Raw genomic sequence first — 20239 nt, 5'->3', positions numbered from 1 at the left:
CCTGGAATTATTTGAGGGTGCTTTTCCTATCAGAATGTGGCGACTAAGGACTAATGTTTTTTCACTAAGTTTTGTAGGTGCGTCAGGAATGAATCTTATACGAGATACCAATCATTTTTTGCCTGAGGCACCCTACAAAATCTACAATCTACAATCTAAAATCTAAAATAATATGGTAATTGAATGGCTGAGATTTAAAGTACCTCGCGAAAAATGGGAACAGTTTATTCTGCGAGATGAAGAAGTTTGGACGGCCGGACTCAAAAGTTTTCCCGGTTATTTGGGCAAAGAAGTTTGGGTGGATGCGGTGGAAAATGAGGTGCTGATGTTGATTCGCTGGGAAACTAGGGAACAGTGGAACTCGGTGCCGCAAAGCACAATCGATGAGTTGGATGCTAAAATGGGGGATTTGCAAATGCCGATCGTCGAAAGTCGCGAATATCAAGTTCGCAAGTTTTTGCATTAGTATCGCAACTCGTACAATCATCGCAGTGTTTGGTATTTGGTATAAAGGGCGATCGCTCTTTCATTTTAGGCGATCGGTCGTCAGAAACACGAAAGGGCGATCGCTATGAGTTTTGGTAGGGCGATCGCGCTTCACTAAAGTCACATGAAAAGCCGATAAATGTTGGGTTGAGGGAGGAAACTCAATCTATGCCAGACAGCGATCGCTCTTAAACTCAGCACTTCCAGGGAGGTGTTCCGGGAGGACAGATGGGTCGTTGAGTTGGTTGCGGACGAGGTTGTATAGTTGGTTGTGGATTTGGTGAGGGTGGATTATATGGGCGATCGGGTTGATTTTCCGGTGACAAATACTTCCTGGCATCTACCCATGCAGCCGCATATCCAATACTATTACTGTTGTAGGCAATCCACATATAGCCATTCTCACCCCAACCTGTACTCCAGGAATTTTTGATTAACCACGCCTTTTTGCTATCATCCCACCCAACTAGGGTGACAGCGTGGTTAACATTCTGTGATGCGTTTTCATTAAAAACTCCACCTGTGTAGGCTTGAAACAATTCGGTCACAGTTACCGCTACAGCTAAAGAACCATGTTCGCACAAAGCTTGTTTTAGGTCAGAGACGCTTGGAATGTCTGTATCATCTCGTACAGCGTTCCAAGTTTCAGCTTGAAATTTTAAATTGTTACCAATAGATGGACAAGGTAAATCACTTCCTTGATAGGGTATCGATTGTTCTAACGCCAAACCTTCTTTCGTCATAAGTTCAAAGGCAGAGTGATACCATCCCCCTCCACAACCATAACTTCCGGGCTTGCTACAATTGAGAACTTGCTGTTCTGAGCCATCTGCAAAGTTCTGTACCTGCTGATAAGTTAAATTATTGTGGAACAGTGCACTCGACTCAAAAGCTGAAACAGCAGCAAAAGCCCAGCAACTACCGCAAGCGCCTTGATTGCGGACGGGAGTAACTTTATCTAAGCTGCGCCAGTCAAAAGCACTAGCACTGGCAGAACAAACAGATGATCTTTGGCCAGGGCTACGGGGGAGTGAGCGCAGGAGGCGTGAAGATGACAGATTTTGCTGACGCGCTCGCCCTAACCAGTTTTGTGGCGGTCTAGTTCCTGCTAATTGATTCAGGGGTCGATTTAAAGCGGGATTATTACCTACTGTAAAGGTAGGATTTATGCCTCTAGAACGCATTTTGTTGAGTTCTTGTTGGAGTCGCGATTGACTAACTTGAGACATTTTATTATCCAGATTAGAACGATCAAAAGAAAAGTCAGCACTAGAGGAAAATTGCCAAGTACCGAAAATCATTAACACTGCAAGGAAGAGGAGAAGAAATTTTTGGTTGCGTTTCATAACACCTAGTTAAGAATTTGTACATTAAGCCTATAAGTATTTAAAGGAGGTTGCTCCTTTTCCCAAGGACGGTTGTAATGGAACTCTAAAAGGCTGGAACCCAGAGATTGTCCCTGAAAACAGAAAACCTTGTATTGATTTCCAGTCTGTTCTAAAACTGGCTTCCCCAATGGTGCAAGTTTTTCATAACTATTCTTCACTACTTGCCAACTGTAATCATTTCCTATGCCTGTCCCTAATCGAACAATTAAAATATTGCCAACAGTTGCTCTAATTTGACGCTCATTGTCTGAGTCAGTTAGCCTGATAAATCCATTTTTTGTGTTAGTTCGTACATAAATTCGATAGTTTTTGTCTGGAAGACTATTGTTGGCTCTTTGAGGTTTGTATTGAAGTTCCAGCAAACTAGAACCCGCAGAGTTTACCTGAAAACGTAATACTTGATAAGCTGTACTTCCAGGCTTTGACTCCGTTGGCTTTTCGACAGAATCTTCCAAAAGTTTAAGCTTATTTTGACTATTTGCTGGTAATTGCCAACTATAACCTGTAGCTGGATTAGTCACTAAACGCACCACTAAGATGTCGCCTGAATTTAAGTTCACCTCCCTGTTATTGTCTGAATCATTCACACCAAGACTTACAGGAATGCTGGATATTTGTACATTCAGCCTATAGATTTGGTTAGAGGGGGTCTTATTTTGCCCTTTAGGCTGATTTTGAAGCTCTAGTACACTGGAGCCAGCAGACTTTACCTGGAAGTGAAATACTTGAGAAATTGTACTATTTAGCTGCGGGTTTATTGCAGGTTCTAAAACGGGATTTTTCAGTAGTTTAAGTTGGTTTTTATTACTTTCAGCTAACTGCCAACCGTAACCAGTGCCTGGATTACTAGCTAACCGAACAAATAGAATCTGACTTTTTTTTAAATTTACTATTTGACCGTTATTTTCATCGGTCATACTGACGCTGGCAGAAATCTTTGAGCTAGAATCACAGACTGTATTTGTATTGGATTCAGCAGCAAATATCTGATTAGCTTGCAAAGAGTAGCCAATCGAATTTAATGCTAATCCTAAGCTAGTGGTAATAGAAATAATTCCGAGCAAAAAAAATAGATGTTTCATGACTCAATGCCTCAATTAATATACCGCATCTATTAGCCTGTAAGGTTTTGAGTGGTTAGTTTTCCAGGAGAAACTTTTATCTCGACCATATTGACTCGTCTTTGGTTACTACCATTACAAGGAACTGTATCACTGTTTTTCATGGAAAATGCTTCGTTATTTACACAAAAAGATTGTTGCCCCTTACCCCAATTGCCATCACTATCTTCTGCATAAAAGTAAACTATCCCCTGATATTCCTCTCCTATGGCAACAGTTCGACATGAGTCAGGTTCAATTGAAAACCATCCCCTTGTAACCCATCCATTCTGTCCAGAATTTTTAGCAAATACAAACTGTACTTCTTTTTTGGAATTTTGTTGATTGCATAATTTTAGATAAGTAACGCTTGGCGCTGTTAAACCTAAAACTAGCATATCATTTAAAAAAGAATTTATTGAAACTCCTCTTTGATATAAGCTGAGCCTTTCCCCACCGAACCCTCCCCTTTCAATTCCATGAATGCCAACTAACTTACCATTGTAGTCAAAAATTGGAGCACCACTCATGCCATTTTCAACTTTAGCATCTCTATAGACTAAGCCATAACCTTCATTCGATAATAGGAGTCTGTTATCTACAAATTTACCCGCAGTGAACTCAGGGAATGATTTTGAACTCGGCCAACCGTAAATGTAAATAGTATCTTGTGCGGTCAATTTATCAGAATCACCCCAACTAGGTATTTTATAAGTTTGTGTTGTACGCAACGTTAGCAAAGCTAAATCTGTACTATTCATTTCGATTACTTCAGCATTGGTTATATCGCGCTCAATACCATCGGGAGTTACTATCTTGTATTGCTTGCTAGATGTTGCAACGTGCTTGGCTGTTAAGATATAGTAAGTGTTAACCTCTTTAGTCTTTTTGCCTACAATTACTCCCGATCCAGCCTTAATAAATTCTCCCTGCTTTAAGGGGTCAGGAGTCTTAATTAAAACTGTTACTTCTCTAGCAATATTTTCAACTTCACTGCTCGGTATAGTAGTTCCTAGTAGAGGGTAAATAACTACAGCTATAATACTTATTATGAAGATTAATATAAATCGGCTGATACACTTCTTCATTCAATTAATATCCTGGTTAATAAAGTGCTTTGTTACGATTTAATTTAGTGTAAATATTAATGGGAATTGCCCAGCTATATGGCTCTTCTGGATTTGTATCGGAATCAATGCTCCATCCACTGTTGATGTAGTTGTGTCTGCTATTAATTCCTACAATTTTTCCTTGACTGTTCAGTAGCGGTCCACCAATCATTCCCTCTTGAATGTTGCTAGTTAATCCTAGGTGTCCAACTCCACTAGCAGCATTGCCTAAAAATTTTATTTTGCCATTTGTGAATTTAAATCTATCTCGTGTTCGAGACAAATCTGGTTCCAAGAGATATCCAGCGGCGAAAACTTCTTTCCCTTCAATCAAAGAAGATGAATCTCCAAGAGAGGCGACTTGATAGTTATTAGTGCTAAAAAACTCTAGTTCTATTAGTCTGTTACCATCGGCTTGGACTAACCTCCTAGACAGATCGGCATTATAGATTTGATTGTCATTTGTCTGAATTCGATAGGAGTTTGACTCCAAAGTTCGCTCATAAGTTAAAACACTATAAATTTGCCCTTTTTTTTCTGATTCTCTGCGAATTAAAACTCCTGATTTTTGGGAATCTCCTATTAGCACTCTGACTGTAATTTGTCGAGCTAGCTCTTCTAACCTTGATATTGGCTCTTGGGAAGCAAGAGGTGTAGAGGAATTGTCTGGAACAATACTCGGATCAGAAGCAGTAGCCGTTTGTTTCGGTTGTTGATCCTCAATTTCTGATCGGGGGGTAGTTAAGGTGGCAATGTTGATGCCTTGCGATCGCGCTAGTGGCACAACTGCTTCTATCGGGATTGCCCAACTAGAACGAATGACTAAATCTCGCGATTCTCTAAATTCGCGAACGAGGGAACCATCTTTGCCCGTATACAAAATGTTTCCACCGCCGATCGGGTTATTGTTCTTGCCATTAACCCCAACTACTTGACCTTCAAGGTTGAGCAGTGGCCCTCCGCTCATGCCTTTGCGAATGTCTAGAAAGTAACCTATACGATAGCCGCGCCTCATCGGTTTCTCAATTACAAGCGAAATTTCTCCTGTATCAGTACAGACAAATTCTGGAGGTTTAGGTATGCCTGTTGTCACGGGAAATCCGGCAGCTAAAACTCGATCTTTCCTTTGAGGAGATAAAGCTAGCCCAGGCGCTAGTTTAGCAATTTCGTAGTTGTCATTCTTACTTGAAAACTGTAATATTCCTATATCGTCGCCTGTTTCAGGTTCATCAAATCTAGCGATTAATATAGCTTTATAGATGGCTCCGTCAGCAGTCTTAATTTCATAGGATGAACCTTGAGGGATAACGTGACCGTTAGTAACAACTTTATAAAGAAAGCCTTGTTTGTTGTCGGCTGGCTTCTTGTGGATTAAAAATCCTGAGCCTAGCGGCTTCCCATCGGCTGATAAAATCACCACAGTTATGGAACGTGCTATCTCACACAACCTGTTTCTTTGCAGAGTTGACTGCTGTTCAGTTGTTAAATTACCGAAAAAAACTGATTTAGCTAGACTGTTGCTACAGCTTGGTAGCTGTATTTGTAATGCTAGAAAAAAAATGCTAATGCTGGCAAAAGTTTTATATGAGTAGAAGTTCATAAAATTAATAATTGCCGCTTAGATAAAGTTGACTTTAAGTTAGCCTAATAGCTATTTTCTTAGGCAGGGTAATTTGTCTCTCATTTGTAGTGGGCCGACTGGAAGCCGACCCACCAGAGGTTAACTTGCTTTTTTCCGACAGTTAGGATTTGACCGATTTTGAATGAAACTTTTTACGTCGATATACACTTTTCCAGCGTTCCTTGAAGCTTCGGAGACACCGCAATTGTTCCGATAAGGACCTGAAAAGTTAAATATTTGCTCAATCGCATCGTTGGCATTTCGACTAGGTGGGAGCGTGAATAATACCCGACCTTCGCAAGTGCCACCCTGAGTACGAGCAGCGCAAACAGTATCGTAGCCTCTGATTCGCTCAGTAGTGATGAAATCGAGAGTTCCGTCCTCGTAGTATTGCTGGAACCTTTGAGAAACTATCTGACAGCGCTTTTCTGGTGTAAATTCTGAACCAAAACCTGGATAAACCCAGACAATTAGCGGAACTTCCCCTTTTGTAGCTGTCTTCACAATTGTGGCTGGTTCACCATTGCTTGTACCGCAATAGAAAACAGTTCCGGTGTTGTTTTGAGCGCGACTGGGTGGAGTAATGGCAGTTGCAGTACCAACCGCTAGTAGGACAGTGGCAATAAACTTTTGAAAGAACGCATTTCTCATGGTTATTTATTTTTTGTAGGTGATAGTGGATTCTGCTACTCAATTACTTTTTTTGAATTGTATTCAATCCTATTTTTTTTGTCTAGCACAAAAAAGTTCAAATTTGTCAACCTTTTTCCTCTGCTTTCACTCTTTTTAATAGAATTTTGTACAAAAAAGGATAAAAATGTACTATAATGTTTTCAAATGTGATATACAATACACAAAACTATCATATCTCCCTAATCAGATGAATCTTAAAGAAGCCTTAACTCTCGCCGATCGCATAGTCTTCGAGAAAACTGGTCAACACCTTGACGATTTACAAGCAGCGGTACTCAAAGGCACTCTAGAGCGTGAGACATACAAGCACATAGCCAAAGACTTTGACTGTTCGGAAAGTAGTGTGAGGAAAGTGGGCGCAGAGTTATGGGAAATACTTTCAGAAGAGTTGGGGGAAGATGTTAGTAAATCAAATTTATCTTCGGCAATAGAGAGGTTGCAAGTCTCCTTGTTCTCATCAAATGTTGCACAAGACTCTGTGCAAATTAGGAATATTAATTATTGTGGAGAAGCTAGACACCCACCAGAACAAAGAAACTCACACCCACCAAATCAAGAAACATCTAACTCAAAACAAAGCAAAACTCTACATCAAGATTTAAGCGAAATGCCGGAGTTGGGTAATTTCTTCGATCGCACCCACGAACTCCAAACCCTCACAACCTGGATTCTACAACAAAACTGCCGCCTCATCACCCTCACCGGTATCAGCGGAATCGGCAAAACATCCCTAGCAGTCCAACTCGTACAACAAATCAAACACGAGTTTGAGTACGCAGTTTGGTGCACGCTAGACGAATTCCCCACCATCGATAAATTTCAATCAAACCTAATACAGCTTTTTTCCAATTCCGAAAACCTAGATTCATCCCCAACCAACCAGAAACGCTTACCACTAATTAAATATTTACAAAACCATCGCTGTTTAATAGTCTTGGATGACGTTCACAACCTTTTGTCTAGCGGCGAATTAGCAGGAAAGTATCAACCAAAATACGAAGAATATCGCTCTTTATTCAAACAGATAGAAAAATTATCTCATCACAGTTGCTTTCTGCTAATCGGTTGGGAACCACCGAAAGAAGTTCCTCAACTCACAAGCGAAAATACTCCCATTCGTACCTTACAACTCACTGGTTTAGACACCGCAGCCGCACGGAAAATTCTCAGAGATAAAGGATTAACAGAAATCGATAACTGCGAAACACTGATTCACCGCTACCAAGGCAATCCGTTATGGTTAAAAAGCGTGGCGACTTTGATTCAAGAGTTGGGAATCGGTGTGGCAGACTTATTAATAGATGATACCATATTGTTGCCGGAAGATTTGAAAGATGTTTTAGATGAGCAGTTCGATCGCACTTCCGAACTAGAAAAACAAGTCCTGTCATTGTTGGCGAAAGAAAACCAGCCAGTCAACCTAGCAAAATTGCTCCAAAATGGACAAATATCATCATCAGATTTGCTAAACGCCTTGCAATCTCTATCGCGGCGCTGTTTGATTGAAAAACAGGGAAGTCTTTACACTCTCTCACCTGTACTGAAGCAGTATATCAAAGGATTGTAACCGAGATGTTGTACTAATATCAATAAGCCTTTTATTTCTTAGTCTGCGGAGGCAGACTTTGTTTGTGTAGTAGCGGTTTCAACCGCCAAATCATAAAAGAGGGTGACTGTGCTATCATAAAATACAAAACATATTGAGTCGAGTTATATGACAACAATAACTACAGTCACAACAGCCTCCCAACTCGCTGATTACTACATCTGGTTCGCGAATGATGTAGGCTCCTACCTCAGCAACCACAAGCTACAAAAACTCTTGTACTACGCCCAAGCATGGTATTTAGCCTTTGAAGATACACCGCTGTTTGATGAAGATTTTGAAGCTTGGGTACACGGGCCGACTATCCCGGCTTTATTTTATGAATACAAAGAACAATTTGACTTTAAGCCAATTCTGAAAGAAGTCGAAAAACCAGAGTTTCCCAAAGAAGTACAAGAGTTTTTAGACGAGTTATCCGATGATTACCTCTTTCGGGATGCCTATGAGTTAGAATTGATGGTGCGACGCGAAGATCCTTGGATTAATGCTAGAGGTGAGTTGCCAAAAGATGAACCTTCTCATGCTATTATTACCAAGGAATCAATGAAAAAATTTTACAAAAGCCGTGTCATCGAAGAAGCATAAAAAAAGACAAGATACAGAGATTCGCAGTCAACCATCTTCGGCAAGGAGAGAGGTTGTCAATATCCAAATTCCAGAAGGAATTAGTTTTTCTTTCAGGTATTATCAGGATGAGAAAAATAAGTTCTCAATTGGCGGTAGAGATGCTAAGTATCTAGCATCTCTATTGAGACGGCTGCGGGATTTGTCGCAATTGAATGCTCAAGAAGTTATCAATAATCAGAGTAAAAGTTTGCGTTGTCATGGCATAGCTTGGCAAAATACTACCGAACCTAATGGCTTCGGAATTCCCAATGAATCTGCGCTAGTAAATATGCCCTACCAGTTTCAAATCTCTGCTAATGAATACGGCAGGGTACATGGATTTTTTAGTGAAAATGTTTTTTATATTGTCTGGCTAGATCCAGAGCACAATCTTTACAGTTGAAATTATAATAAACTACCCACGGTCAGGACACGACACTCCCGTGTCCGACCTTGATATTGTGCACTTCGACTAAAGAAACCGGGTTTTTTACCGATTCTGTGGAACTCACGAAATATTATCGCAAAAAACCCGGTTTCTGAACCCCATGCGTAAGTCCTAATTTTAAGCAAATTTAGCATAGAGAGCTGAAATAAAATTAACGCTTAAAAAGCCGACTGCTAGGACGAGGATGATAAAGATTGTGATACTGAGAATAGACTTGAGCCGATCGGCATTTTCGGGTTTTTCTGATTTCATTTGTCAAGTCTTGCTGTAAATTATATCTGAGAAATTGAGAAAAAGTAAATTATACCAATGCACGAACAAAAACGCAACTACCGATCGCCTAAAAGCTTCGATCGCCCTCAGTAGGTGGCAGTTTTAATCTCAAATCGAAAAATGGAAAATCTAAAATCGACTGGCCTGTGCAGCAATTGTCGATCGCCTGCCTGCGATCGCGCCCCCGTCCTGTAAAATAGAGGGCGCCTTGGGGCTCAGCTTTTAACAGCCCCAATTGTGGGCGACAGCAAGACCACAAGCAAATACATAATAATGTGTCAATCATCCTTAACTTACTGAATTAGGTAAAAATAGAAGAGTGCGCGGCAATAATCAAAAACATATAACTGAAAAAAGGATATAAATGAATGCTCCACCCAGTCTCGCAACCTTACCAACAACGAGAAAATACTATGACCCAAAGAGCCGTGCGGAAGCCAAACCCCTCTGTTAGAAACCGCTTGAGGCCAAGTTTTCCTCAAAGGCACTGGCTGGAGGTGGCAGAGTACGCCTCTCTGGCGGCCTCTGGTTTGGGTTCCTTGGCGGTGGCAGTGTCTGGTCAAGCTTTTTACGGGGTGGCTCCCCTAACCTTGGCTTTGTCGCTGAATGTGGCTAATCGGTATCGGTTCGAGCAGCAAGTGCGGGTTCATCAAACTTCGGAATTGGCCCAAGTACAAAAGTCTGTAAATAAGGTCGAAAAAACGGCGGTAACGGTAATTGTTAAATTGCGGAGGCATTTGTCAGCAGATATTGCAGCGCTGCGCCAGCAAATGGCTGCATTGCCTAGGAATGCAGCTTTTGAGGAGTCGATCGACATTGAGCGGCAATTGCTGAGTTTGGGAGAGTCGGTAGCTTCTTTGCAAGAAATTGTGGCGTCTGCTGTGCTCGATGTTCGCCAGCAGGTGAGGGAACAAATGCAAGATTTATCGGTGGGCCAACCGACAAATATCGAAGCTGTGGAACAGGCGATAGAACAACTGCAAAGTGCGATGAAGAGCTTGACAGAAACTGCTCTCACCCGAGATGACTGGGAATTAGTAAATACTCGATTTTTGGAAATCCAGAAAGTTATGGCTAATCTGCAAAGCCAAGTGCAAGCTCCTGCGTACCAATCGACTCCGGATTTGTCTGTAGTTCAAGCTCAAATTCACCGTTTGGAACACGAGCAGCAAGAAGTTGTCAAACCTCATCTCAAGCGCTTAATCTCGGTTGTCAAGGAGTTGCAAAACAGTTGACAGTTGACAGTTGACAGTTGACAGTTGGCAGTTGGCAGGGGAGCATCTGGTTTTGGCAAAAAGCATTTTTTTTTACAGTGCTGTCCCCACTCGCGTATTGTACAATACGCGAGCGGGGACAGCACTACAAATGCAAAACTGAGATACACCCGTTGGCAGTTCGCAGTTGTAATTGTTCATTAGGAATGAGAATTAAATAACTTACAATTTTAATTATTGTGGGATGGGCGTCCCGCCCGTCCCGAAAAGACGGGCGGGACGCCCATCCCACAAATATCTATAAGTTATTAAATTTTCGTTCCTTAGTCAGTTGTAATTGATCGTTAGTCATCACTCAGAAGGAAGATTTTCCCCCTCTCCCCCCTCTCTCCCTCTCCGCCTCTCCCCTTCTCCCCCCTCTCCCCTTCTCCGCCTCTCCCCTTCTCCTCCTCTCCCCCTCTCCCGGCTGGAGTCGAATTTTTTAGACAACTGTGTTACAAATTGAAAAGGTAATCTGTCTAGTTCACCTGTTTTCAACCTGTTACAAGAAAATTAAATGACCGCAACCGTAACTGTTACTGATAACCCGTTATTAATTGGCAAAGGATTGCCACCGTTTGATGCGATCGCACCAGAACACGTAGTCCCCGCCGTTACGCAACTGCTGACGGAACTAGAAGCCGAGTTAGCTGCCTTAGAAGCCTCTGTTGAGCCGACTTGGAGCGGCTTGGTAGAACCATTGCAGCGGCTCGGAGAGCGTTTAAATTGGACTTGGAGCATTGTCGGACATTTGATGGGGGTGAAAAATAGTCCGGAATTGCGATCGGCTCACGAAACAGTGCAGCCAGAAGTAGTAAAATTTGCGAGCAAGCTCAGTCAGAGCAAACCGCTTTATGAAGGTTTTAAAGCGCTGCGGGCCAGCGAAAATTGGGACAGTTTAGAGCCAGCTCAACAGCGAATTGTCGAAGCCTCCCTCCGAGATGCTCAACTCTCCGGCGTCGGTTTAGAAGGCGAGCAAAAAGAGCGTTTCAATGCCATTCAATTAGAAATGGCAGAAATTACTACTCAATTTTCCAATCATGTCCTCGACGCTACCAAAGCTTTCAGTATCACCCTCACAAACAAAGACGAAATTGACGGTTTACCGCCGAGTTTGTTGAGTTTAGCAGCTCAAGCGGCTCGCAGTGCCGGCGCCGAAAATGCGGATGCCGAAAATGGCCCTTGGCGGATTACTTTAGACTTTCCGAGTTACGGGCCTTTCATGCAGCACAGCACTCGCCGCGATTTGCGCGAAAAGTTGTACAAAGCTTTGATCGGCAGAGCTAGCAGTGGAGATTTGAATAACTGGCCTTTGACCGATCGCATTTTAGCACTGCGCCACGAAAAAGCAGCTTTGCTCGGGTTTAGCAGTTATGCCGAATTGAGCTTGGCGAGCAAAATGGCTCCTAACGTTACAGCAGTGGAAGCTTTGTTAGAAGAATTGCGCTTGGCTAGCTACGATGCTGCTGTCAAAGATTTAGAAGAATTAAAAGCTTTTGCTGCCTCTAAAGGTGCGCTGGAAGCTGAGGATTTGAAGCACTGGGATATTGGTTTTTGGTCGGAAAGGCAGCGGGAAGAAAAGTTTGCTTTTAGTGCCGAAGAATTGCGTCCTTATTTTGCTTTGCCGCAGGTATTGGAGGGGTTATTTGGATTAGTAAAGCGGCTGTTCGGCGTGACGGTAACGGCGACGGACGGTCAAGCTCCTGTCTGGCACAAAGACGTGCGCTATTTTAGAATAGATGATGAAGCCGGAAATGCGATCGCCAATTTCTATCTAGACCCCTACAGCCGCCCAGAAGAAAAGCGCGGCGGTGCTTGGATGGATGAGTGCGTGGTGCGCGCTAAGTTTGTGGAAGCGGGAAAAACAACAACGCGCTTACCTGTGGCGTATTTGGTGTGCAACCAAAGCCCTCCGGTTGATGGGAAACCGAGTTTAATGACTTTTGTGGAAGTAGAAACTTTGTTTCACGAATTCGGCCACGGTTTGCAGCATATGCTAACAACGGTAGACTATCCGGGGGCTTCTGGCATCAATAATGTTGAGTGGGATGCGGTGGAATTGCCCAGTCAATTTATGGAAAATTGGTGTTACGATAGGGCGACTTTGTTCGGGATGGCAAAACATTACCAAACTGGGGAAACTTTGCCGGAACACTATTACCAAAAGCTGTTAGCAGCGCGCCACTACATGAGCGGCAGTGCCATGCTCAGGCAAGTACATTTTAGCAGTGTTGATATTGAATTGCACCACCGCTATCGATCGGGCGGCAGCGAAACTGTGGCGGATGTCCGCAACCGCATCGCTAAAACGACAACTGTTTTGCCTCCTCTGGAAGAAGACGCATTTTTGTGCGCTTTCGGACACATTTTTGCGGGCGGCTATGCGGCGGGCTATTACAGCTATAAATGGGCGGAAGTCCTTAGTGCTGATGCTTTTGCGGCGTTTGAGGAGGCGGGTTTGGAAGATGAAAGTGCGATCGCCTCTACAGGTAAACTCTTCCGAGATACAGTGTTAGGATTGGGTGGCAGTTTGCACCCGATGGAAGTGTTTAAAACATTCCGAGGACGCGAACCGAGCACTAAAGCTTTGTTGAGACACAGCGGTTTAGTTGCGGCTTAACAAACTGTCCAATAATTGAGGATTAATGCAGGTAAATTCATCTGCATTAATCCCGCTAAAAAGCGGGATTAAAAAGTTTGTAGTGAGGACTTTAGTCCTATAATTTTTATTTACATATAATCCAATACAGTTCACTTAAGGTAGATTCCCCCTAATCCCTAATCCCTTAAAGTTCGGATGGCGTATTAGACGCAACTTTCATATTAATAAATAAAGGTACGTTGTTGGGCTTTAGCCCTCTTTATCTATACTTCTAAAGAGGGCTAAAGCCCAACAACGTACCTAATTTTATAAGAACAATATCGAAGGGTTATAGTAACACTTTTAAATTGGTATTAATAGGACTAAAGTCCTCACTACGAAACATTTTTTTTGTAGAACATCATGCAACAAACATCTGTAGTTTGGCACATCATCCCCAATTTGCCACAAAAAGATTGGGGATGATGTACGCGCCACGTGGCTATCCCGTAGGTAATCGCCAGCAGCTTTTGGATTAGCTTGAAGGCCCATCAAAGCAGCATCAATCTCAATACTGTCAGTATAAACTGCCTTTCGTGAATATTTTCTATCATTAATCAGTGATGGTACTTAACTTTCCCTCCACCTGAAACTTCCTTTATATTTCGCAACATTTACTGGCGGTTTTCTCCATACAGCTAAAGCTTTTATTCGCAACGAAAAATTGAGAATTTTACCGAATCTTTAACATCCAGCGGTCACCAGCGGTAGTTTTTTAAAGTTTTGATAAAGATTGGCAGACTCTGCTTCAAAAAAGAGCAAAAAATGAAGGTGAAAATTTAAAACTTTTTGTTATGAATAATTTTAACTTGCCAGAAAAAATGTATTTATATATGATAATAAGTAAGGATTGATAGTTACTTGTTCACCTATAGATTGAGATATTCATGGATATTCAATTAATTAATATCGGCTTTGGTAATATTGTGTCGGCTAACCGAGTGATTGCCATTGTCAGTCCCGAGTCAGCGCCAATTAAGCGTATAATTACTGATGCGCGGGAGCGCGGACAACTGGTTGATGCTACTTACGGCCGCCGCACGAGGGCGGTAATTATTACTGATTCGAGTCACGTTATCCTCTCGGCGATTCAGCCGGAAACGGTTGCTAATCGTTTTGCGATCGGCAAAGACGGTCAAGGTCGGGATGATTGAGGTTTGTTGGTTGCAATTTGAGCACTTACAGTCTAGAGTAAGCGAAAACTCAAATTGTGACACGTTTCTCTTCTAAAAATGAAATCCGGTAAATTAATTGTTCTGACGGGGCCTAGCGGTGTGGGGAAAGGCACCCTAGTGCGATCGCTCCTCAACCGCCATCCCGAATTATATCTTTCGGTATCGGTGACAACTCGTAAGCCCCGCGAGGGAGAAATTGAGGGACAACACTACTATTTTGTCAGCCGCAGCCGTTTTGAGGAAATGGTTGAGGCTGGCGAATTGGCTGAATGGGCTGAGTTTGCTGGCAATTTTTACGGTACTCCATTTTTTGCTCTCAAACAGGGAATCGGCGAGGGAAAATGGGTAATCCTGGAAATTGAACTCGAAGGAGCAAGGCAAATTAGAAATAAGTTTTCTGAAGCTTTGCGAATTTTTATTTTACCTCCTTCTTGGGAAGAATTGGAGCGCAGGCTGCGGAGTCGGGGTCAAGATTCCGAAATTGCGATCGCCCGTCGGTTGCTGCGGGCTAAAGAGGAGATTGAAGCTGCGGGCGAATTCGACTTCCAAGTTGTCAACGACGATTTAGAAGTTGCTTTAAAAAAACTAGAATCCGTGTTGTTTGTCAGCGACCGGAAATGATATGATGATGATTTGATATTATAGCCTTTCGAGCGAAAGATTCGCGGACGATTGGGCATATACCAATTACCAATTACCAATTACCAATTACCAATTACCAATTACCAATTACCAATTACCAATTACCAATTACCAATTACCAATTACCAATTACCCATTTTTCTGTACGCGCTAAAACTTCGGTACTTTTCTTGATAGCAACACAAGATTTTAAATTCAATTCTAGAGTTTCGGACGCAGGCGAAAATTTCCTGAGCGGTTCTATTTCGCGAGCAGAACATCCCAACATTTCCATATAAGCTAGTGTCCAGCCAATAGCTGCAATGTCGCTGACATTGCCTTCTCCGGCGCACAGGTGACAACCCGATTCGCCCTCGGGGCTGCACTCGGGACAAACCCAATTGTTGAGTTGTGAATTTAGCTGAATTGTTCGGGATGCTGAGGCAATTGTCAATGCTTTAATGTGGTTTTGAACTACTTGTTTAAAACCTCTGTTTGGGTTGGTGCGGTAATCGGAATTGTTGGGCGATCGCCCGTTAGCGAAGCCCTCGAAGAGGATCGCCATTCCTGGCTGTTGCAACGAAGCCCCAGATGCTGTTTTGTTATCTGTTTTGACTCCAGATTCACCCAGGTTCGCCGTTAGCTGAATGCCGTAGTCTTTAGAATCTTCAGTCTGAGAGCGGCTGAGTGCGCTGTCAGAATCGGATGCTGTGCGATCTTCTTCGAGGGCTTCGCGATCGGCAAAATCTTGCATCGAGAGGTGATGTTCGATCGCCAAAGACCAAGTTCTTTTATGTCTGAGATCGCCATATTTTCTGGCTTCGGCATCAGTAATGCCGATCGCCGCAGCCTCTTGGCGCAGCACATTCATCGAAGTCATGACATCTGATATCATTAGTTTGTTTGCTGTTAATTTACCTTCGCCGGTAGAGAAGCCCTCGCAGAGGATAGACTTACAAATAAATACCTTAGATATAGTAGCCTAAATCTCAAATCTCAAATCTCAAATCTACAATTGTTTAATGAATTCAATTTTCCCTGACACAACGTTATCGGTGGGCGGACTAACATCATACCTGAAAGAATTGCTGGAGGGCGATCGCAACCTGCGATCGATTTGGCTAACGGGCGAGGTGTCGAACGTTTCGCGGCATTCCAGCGGCTGTTATTTCACTCTACGCGATCCCGACACAAGCGCTGCGATTACCTGCGTGGTGTGGACTTATCAACAGCAAAACTTGCGACGAATGCCCGTAAAAGGCGAGCAATTGCTGGTTTTCGGAAGCATTCAGGTTTACGAACCTCGCGGGGATTACAAGTTGATTGTTTCCAAATCGCTACCGGGTGGGGAAGGATTGGAGGCTTTGCGGTTGCAGCAATTGCGATCGCGCTTGGAAGCTGAGGGTTTCTTCGATCGCGCCAGAAAGCGCCCGATTCCCGCACACCCGCAGATTGTGGCGGTGGTGACATCGGATACTGGCGCTGCGTGGGGGGATATTCAGCGCACGTTAGCGCAGAGATATCCGGGTTTGCAGGTGTTGCTGTCGCCGACAGGAGTGCAGGGGGATTTGGCTGCTGCTGCGATTGTTAGGGCGATCGCCCGTGTAGAATTGGACGGTAGGGCGGATGTCATAATTTTAGGGCGGGGCGGCGGTTCTGCGGAGGATTTGGCTTGTTTTAACGATGAAAGAGTCGTCAGGGCGATCGCGAATTGCACAATCCCAATTATTACAGGCATCGGCCACGAAAGAGACGAATCTCTGGCAGATTTAGTAGCAGATAAACGAGCGCATACTCCGACGGCGGCCGCTACTCAAGCCGTACCAATTTTAGCAGATATTTACTGGGAACACAGGCAGAGAATGCTTAATTTAGCAAGTGTTGTGCGGGCAAGATTTCAGCAAGAAGAACAGCATTTGCAACAGCTACAAAATCGCTTAAAACGGTTGCCTGCGACATCGCGAACTTTGCGGCAAGCAACTGGTAAACTGGAGATATTGCAAGAAAAGTTAGCGGCGCTAAATCCGGCGGCGGTTTTGGAAAGGGGTTATGCGGCGGTAATCCAAGGTGACGGTACGATTGTCCGCCAAACTGAGGGTTTGGAATTGGGCGAGGAGTTGACGGTGAGGTTGAGTCGCGGTGTGCTGAAGGTTAAGATTGTGGAAGTTTTGGATGCAGAATAAATGTTATGGTTAACTCGCAGTTGCGTCAGTCTGGCTGGAATTATGAGGAAACGGTCGATCGAATTGAAGCGATTATCGATCGAGTGGAGTCGGGAGAGTTGCCTCTAGAGGAGGTTTTTGAGCAGTTTGCGGTGGCTGTGGAGTGTTTGCAGGAGTGCGAAGGTTTTCTGGCGCGGGGGAAGGATAAGATGGATTTGGCGATCGAACTTTTAGCTGCGGAACCGGATTTTTAACCGCAGATTTAGGCGCTTCGCCTTTATAAATAAACAAGTAATAGCAAAGTATCAAGCACGAATAGGACTTTCAGCAATGCACCAGTTCATCACAACCTGTCCCATCTTTTCCCAATCAGAAACCATGGACTTATCAATTATTCTGGCAATCTCATGAGGACTTTTTTGTTTAAGATATTCAACGGTATTGCTGAGCGTACTTTCTCCAAATCCCAGTGAGATTTTACATTGACATTCTCCACTACTACTGCATTGCCAGTTAACTTGACACCAATTATCTATACAACTTAATATATGGGGACTCATAGAAATCTTTACTTCCCAAAAAGACTTAATATTAGGGTTACTTGATTGAATAACTTCCTTCATTCTAGTTCCTTTTTTTATATCTAAAAAATACCTAATATCGACTGCACTACTACTAATATCTTCAAAAAATTTTAATGCTTTGAGTCTTTCCTGATTTTTGGAACACAGTTCAGATAAAATTGAATTAGGTATTAAGTTTTCAACTTCACGGCAATCAAGAATAAAATTTTCCGTATTTATACAAGTAGAATCGCTCAAAGCTTGGAGGCGAGATGCCGTCGAGCCTAGATTTCCATCAGGAGCAATTTTATCGCTATCTACAATACAAAGGCAAAAGCGTTTTTTAAATTTTTGAATATTAATATACTCACTAGAAATTGTATTACCACCACCACCTCTAGGTTCGCATACTATTTTTACATTCATCTTTTTCCATATAAGATAAACTTTTGCTATAATTTCGTATAAAACAGCATCATCACTATTTTCACACAAGAGTATGGTTTTCTGTACAGACTCTGAATCATTAAAAAAACGTGGGCCAACTTTAATAATTTGCTTACCTGAATCAGAAATCACTGCTGGTTCATAACAAGGATTAACAATTTCAATATATCTTGTTACCGCCGAAAGATAGGATTGAAATTGTGTAGATTGGTTGTATAACTTATGGTAAATTTTTCTAGCAAATTGAGATAAACGAGAGCATTGAGCAATTTTTTTAAAAGTTTCTCTCTTAGCCATTACTATATGCTTACCTTCCCGACGGGCAGATGCAAGATTTTCTAAAGCCAAAACAGTCTCATCGTCCCAAGTATTTTCATCTCCCTTATCTACTACAGAGCTATCAATCAAAATTAGCATTTATACAAGTTCCATCTCGAAAAAATCTAGCGGCCAGTTTAAAAGATACCCATCTGAATTGAATTGAGAGTTTCTTATTCTTACTTCTCCTGGTTTATCGCATGGCTCAAATAAAACAATGTTGATTTCATCAGGAGAAATTTTACCTTCGGAAACTAATTGTCCGAGGCGATTTACCAATACTTCACTATGGGTTTCAATCATTAAACGTAGCTGAATCTTCTTCTCCTTAGCTGCTTTGATTGACTTAACCAATGCATCTGTTAAAGTTCCTTGCAGACGGGGATGAAGATGTAACTCAGGTTGCTCAATAGCGTAGGTTATTGTTCCTCGGTTTACTCGACGAAATGAACTTAGTAACCATAATTGAGTAATAACAGGAAGAATTTGAGAAAAACCAAATCCAGTATCAGCAACATTCAGGTATTTATCAGAATTTTTAGAACGAATTTTTACTGAAATGTGACCAAGGCTAGATTTAATTGATGGCTTAAATCCAAAATTATCTAAAGTCCAGGTAGAAAAGTTTTTCATTTCTGAATCAGTTAGATTGCGTAAAAACATTGCAAGATTATTACCTTGGTAATCCACTTCATCAACAGCTAAATCTTGAGTTCGGTAATAACGCTCTGCTGTAGCTCGTACTGGCCCAATATAGCTAATATTCTTTGAGAAGTTCGCTAGTGTATCATCACATTTTTCAAGAATAAAAGGTATCGCATTTGCGATAATCAGATCCCTTAAATCTTTAAAATCTTTTGTCTCAACTGTCCAATTCTTAGTTTTATTCTTCCAAGATTTGCCAGCAATATTATTTTCTTGAATATCTTTTAACATATTTTCTGAGTTGCCGAGACCAAAAGAGAGTGCCATTTGAATAATAGTCTCTAACTTAGTTGCATGATGAGCCGTCTCTTTGGTTTTGTCTATCAAAGCTTGAAATAAAGCTCTGAAGCGAGAACGATATCTCACAAAACCAGGAGATAGTGAGGATGATTTTTCAAATTCATATTCTTTTTTTTGCTCACTTTCAGTAATAGTTGGCAGAATCAGACTCCTGTCAAATTTTCTAGTAACATATTTATTACCCAAATTTAAAACGTTAAATGAATTTACGAAAAAGTCCGTTAGAGAATCATCCTCACCAAAAGATAATTGGATTTTTGAATCTTCAAGCTGCAAAAAGATTCTACTTGTTCTTGTTGTTTCTTTCTTTTTATTTTCTGAGACTTGGAGAGTTAACGTTATATCACAAGTGTTTAAAATCTTTGCTTCTCCCGAAAAAAGAAAGTAAGAAAAATCTCTAGCAGAGGGAAACTGTCTTGATTCGAGCTTGAAGTTAAAAGAAAATTCAATATTATCTTCTGCTCCTGTTTGATGAGCATCCTCAAAATTACCGAAGTCAACTAGGCGACCTGACCAAAGTATTGGCCCAGTTGTTCTAGATTCTAGGCTTTGTTTCAATAGAGGAAGAATACGCAGAAAACTACTCTTACCTGAACTGTTTTGCCCAAGAAGAACAGTTATAGGCTTTAACTCAATATAGCCAGTGTCAGCCAGACAGCGTAATCTTTCCACTCTAATAGAATCCATTCATACCTCTTAATAAGGAATAGCTTTAATATTTTAT

At 42.1% G+C, this 20239-nt stretch carries 20 protein-coding genes; 10 read left to right on the top strand and 10 right to left on the bottom strand.

The window, feature by feature from the left end; all coding sequences use genetic code 11:
• Positions 1-172 precede the first annotated feature (172 nt).
• On the top strand, positions 173-466 hold the full coding sequence (locus tag JGK16_RS18835) for a TIGR03792 family protein (RefSeq protein ID WP_293149554.1): 294 nt from the start codon (positions 173-175) through the stop codon (positions 464-466).
• Positions 467-680: 214 nt separating this feature from the next.
• Here JGK16_RS18835 and JGK16_RS18830 read toward each other — a convergent pair whose 3' ends face one another.
• The 5 genes from JGK16_RS18830 to JGK16_RS18810 form a co-directional block, all read right to left on the bottom strand.
• Positions 681-1715, bottom strand: coding sequence for a C1 family peptidase (locus JGK16_RS18830; protein WP_293191154.1), 1035 nt, complete (start codon positions 1713-1715; stop codon positions 681-683).
• Positions 1716-1837: 122 nt separating this feature from the next.
• Positions 1838-2956 carry a protease inhibitor I42 family protein gene (locus JGK16_RS18825; protein ID WP_293191156.1) on the bottom strand — a complete coding sequence of 373 codons (1119 nt, stop codon included), beginning with the start codon at positions 2954-2956 and terminating at the stop codon, positions 1838-1840.
• Positions 2957-2988: 32 nt separating this feature from the next.
• Positions 2989-4062 (bottom strand): trypsin-like peptidase domain-containing protein, encoded by a 1074-nt coding sequence (locus JGK16_RS18820; RefSeq protein ID WP_293191158.1) that lies wholly within the window; start codon positions 4060-4062, stop codon positions 2989-2991.
• A gap of 16 nt (positions 4063-4078) precedes the next feature.
• Positions 4079-5683 (bottom strand): serine protease, encoded by a 1605-nt coding sequence (locus JGK16_RS18815; protein WP_293191160.1) that lies wholly within the window; start codon positions 5681-5683, stop codon positions 4079-4081.
• Between the two features lie 120 nt (positions 5684-5803).
• Entirely contained in the window at positions 5804-6355 is a 552-nt protein-coding gene (locus JGK16_RS18810) for a COP23 domain-containing protein (RefSeq protein ID WP_293191162.1), read from the bottom strand.
• Between the two features lie 229 nt (positions 6356-6584).
• Here JGK16_RS18810 and JGK16_RS18805 point away from each other — a divergent pair, with 229 nt between their 5' ends.
• From JGK16_RS18805 to JGK16_RS18795, 3 genes are all read left to right on the top strand, one after another.
• Positions 6585-7964: an NB-ARC domain-containing protein gene (locus JGK16_RS18805; RefSeq protein WP_293191164.1), complete on the top strand. Its 1380-nt coding sequence runs from the start codon at positions 6585-6587 to the stop codon at positions 7962-7964.
• 147 nt (positions 7965-8111) lie between these two features.
• Positions 8112-8588 carry a type II toxin-antitoxin system antitoxin SocA domain-containing protein gene (locus JGK16_RS18800; RefSeq protein WP_293176157.1) on the top strand — a complete coding sequence of 159 codons (477 nt, stop codon included), beginning with the start codon at positions 8112-8114 and terminating at the stop codon, positions 8586-8588.
• A complete protein-coding gene (locus tag JGK16_RS18795; RefSeq protein ID WP_293191166.1) occupies positions 8569-9012 on the top strand; it encodes a hypothetical protein in 444 nt (147 codons plus the stop codon). The genes JGK16_RS18800 and JGK16_RS18795 overlap by 20 nt, the downstream gene beginning before the upstream one ends.
• A gap of 162 nt (positions 9013-9174) precedes the next feature.
• On the opposite strand, the gene JGK16_RS18790 is transcribed toward JGK16_RS18795, so the two are convergent.
• Together JGK16_RS18790 and JGK16_RS18785 are read right to left on the bottom strand one after the other, a co-directional pair.
• Entirely contained in the window at positions 9175-9309 is a 135-nt protein-coding gene (locus JGK16_RS18790) for a hypothetical protein (RefSeq protein WP_293191168.1), read from the bottom strand.
• Positions 9310-9397: 88 nt separating this feature from the next.
• Positions 9398-9616 (bottom strand): hypothetical protein, encoded by a 219-nt coding sequence (locus tag JGK16_RS18785; RefSeq protein WP_293191170.1) that lies wholly within the window; start codon positions 9614-9616, stop codon positions 9398-9400.
• A gap of 127 nt (positions 9617-9743) precedes the next feature.
• Here JGK16_RS18785 and JGK16_RS18780 point away from each other — a divergent pair, with 127 nt between their 5' ends.
• From JGK16_RS18780 to gmk, 4 genes are all read left to right on the top strand, one after another.
• Entirely contained in the window at positions 9744-10565 is an 822-nt protein-coding gene (locus JGK16_RS18780) for a hypothetical protein (protein ID WP_293191172.1), read from the top strand.
• A gap of 535 nt (positions 10566-11100) precedes the next feature.
• Positions 11101-13203, top strand: coding sequence for a M3 family metallopeptidase (locus JGK16_RS18775; protein WP_293191174.1), 2103 nt, complete (start codon positions 11101-11103; stop codon positions 13201-13203).
• A 908-nt stretch (positions 13204-14111) separates the two neighbouring features.
• Complete coding sequence (gene remA / locus JGK16_RS18770; RefSeq protein WP_172193250.1) at positions 14112-14378, top strand: extracellular matrix/biofilm regulator RemA; 267 nt, start codon at positions 14112-14114, stop codon at positions 14376-14378.
• A 78-nt stretch (positions 14379-14456) separates the two neighbouring features.
• Positions 14457-15020, top strand: a complete 564-nt coding sequence (gmk, locus tag JGK16_RS18765; RefSeq protein WP_293191176.1) for a guanylate kinase — start codon at positions 14457-14459, stop codon at positions 15018-15020.
• A gap of 136 nt (positions 15021-15156) precedes the next feature.
• On the opposite strand, the gene JGK16_RS18760 is transcribed toward gmk, so the two are convergent.
• Positions 15157-15915, bottom strand: a complete 759-nt coding sequence (locus JGK16_RS18760; protein ID WP_293203325.1) for a hypothetical protein — start codon at positions 15913-15915, stop codon at positions 15157-15159.
• Positions 15916-16042: 127 nt separating this feature from the next.
• On the opposite strand from JGK16_RS18760, the gene xseA reads away from it, so the two are divergent.
• Both xseA and xseB read left to right on the top strand, forming a co-directional pair.
• On the top strand, positions 16043-17203 hold the full coding sequence (xseA, locus tag JGK16_RS18755) for an exodeoxyribonuclease VII large subunit (RefSeq protein WP_293191178.1): 1161 nt from the start codon (positions 16043-16045) through the stop codon (positions 17201-17203).
• Between the two features lie 5 nt (positions 17204-17208).
• The gene (xseB, locus tag JGK16_RS18750) at positions 17209-17436 is read left to right on the top strand and encodes an exodeoxyribonuclease VII small subunit (RefSeq protein ID WP_293176136.1); all 228 of its coding nucleotides are present in this window, start codon (positions 17209-17211) and stop codon (positions 17434-17436) included.
• Between the two features lie 51 nt (positions 17437-17487).
• Here xseB and JGK16_RS18745 read toward each other — a convergent pair whose 3' ends face one another.
• Positions 17488-18609: a hypothetical protein gene (locus tag JGK16_RS18745; protein ID WP_293191179.1), complete on the bottom strand. Its 1122-nt coding sequence runs from the start codon at positions 18607-18609 to the stop codon at positions 17488-17490.
• A complete protein-coding gene (locus JGK16_RS18740) occupies positions 18610-20202 on the bottom strand; it encodes an AAA family ATPase (protein ID WP_293176132.1) in 1593 nt (530 codons plus the stop codon).
• Positions 20203-20239 lie beyond the last annotated feature (37 nt).

It is taken from the genome of Microcoleus sp. PH2017_09_SFU_O_A (assembly GCF_020738625.1).
In the GTDB taxonomy this organism is placed as follows: domain Bacteria; phylum Cyanobacteriota; class Cyanobacteriia; order Cyanobacteriales; family Microcoleaceae; genus Microcoleus.
This window is presented reverse-complemented; position numbering and strand designations above follow the sequence as displayed.

Bases quoted from the DNA above. Each gene is read 5' to 3' on its own strand.
- JGK16_RS18835 (WP_293149554.1), top strand. From the start codon at position 173: ATGGTAATTGAATGGCTGAGATTTAAAGTACCTCGCGAAAAATGGGAA.
- JGK16_RS18830 (WP_293191154.1), bottom strand. From the start codon at position 1,715: ATGTCTCAAGTTAGTCAATCGCGACTCCAACAAGAACTCAACAAAATG.
- JGK16_RS18825 (WP_293191156.1), bottom strand. From the start codon at position 2,956: ATGAAACATCTATTTTTTTTGCTCGGAATTATTTCTATTACCACTAGC.
- JGK16_RS18820 (WP_293191158.1), bottom strand. From the start codon at position 4,062: ATGAAGAAGTGTATCAGCCGATTTATATTAATCTTCATAATAAGTATT.
- JGK16_RS18815 (WP_293191160.1), bottom strand. From the start codon at position 5,683: ATGAACTTCTACTCATATAAAACTTTTGCCAGCATTAGCATTTTTTTT.
- JGK16_RS18810 (WP_293191162.1), bottom strand. From the start codon at position 6,355: ATGAGAAATGCGTTCTTTCAAAAGTTTATTGCCACTGTCCTACTAGCG.
- JGK16_RS18805 (WP_293191164.1), top strand. From the start codon at position 6,585: ATGAATCTTAAAGAAGCCTTAACTCTCGCCGATCGCATAGTCTTCGAG.
- JGK16_RS18800 (WP_293176157.1), top strand. From the start codon at position 8,112: ATGACAACAATAACTACAGTCACAACAGCCTCCCAACTCGCTGATTAC.
- JGK16_RS18790 (WP_293191168.1), bottom strand. From the start codon at position 9,309: ATGAAATCAGAAAAACCCGAAAATGCCGATCGGCTCAAGTCTATTCTC.
- JGK16_RS18785 (WP_293191170.1), bottom strand. From the start codon at position 9,616: ATGATTGACACATTATTATGTATTTGCTTGTGGTCTTGCTGTCGCCCA.
- JGK16_RS18780 (WP_293191172.1), top strand. From the start codon at position 9,744: ATGACCCAAAGAGCCGTGCGGAAGCCAAACCCCTCTGTTAGAAACCGC.
- JGK16_RS18775 (WP_293191174.1), top strand. From the start codon at position 11,101: ATGACCGCAACCGTAACTGTTACTGATAACCCGTTATTAATTGGCAAA.
- remA (WP_172193250.1), top strand. From the start codon at position 14,112: ATGGATATTCAATTAATTAATATCGGCTTTGGTAATATTGTGTCGGCT.
- gmk (WP_293191176.1), top strand. From the start codon at position 14,457: ATGAAATCCGGTAAATTAATTGTTCTGACGGGGCCTAGCGGTGTGGGG.
- JGK16_RS18760 (WP_293203325.1), bottom strand. From the start codon at position 15,915: ATGATATCAGATGTCATGACTTCGATGAATGTGCTGCGCCAAGAGGCT.
- xseA (WP_293191178.1), top strand. From the start codon at position 16,043: ATGAATTCAATTTTCCCTGACACAACGTTATCGGTGGGCGGACTAACA.
- xseB (WP_293176136.1), top strand. From the start codon at position 17,209: ATGGTTAACTCGCAGTTGCGTCAGTCTGGCTGGAATTATGAGGAAACG.
- JGK16_RS18745 (WP_293191179.1), bottom strand. From the start codon at position 18,609: ATGCTAATTTTGATTGATAGCTCTGTAGTAGATAAGGGAGATGAAAAT.
- JGK16_RS18740 (WP_293176132.1), bottom strand. From the start codon at position 20,202: ATGGATTCTATTAGAGTGGAAAGATTACGCTGTCTGGCTGACACTGGC.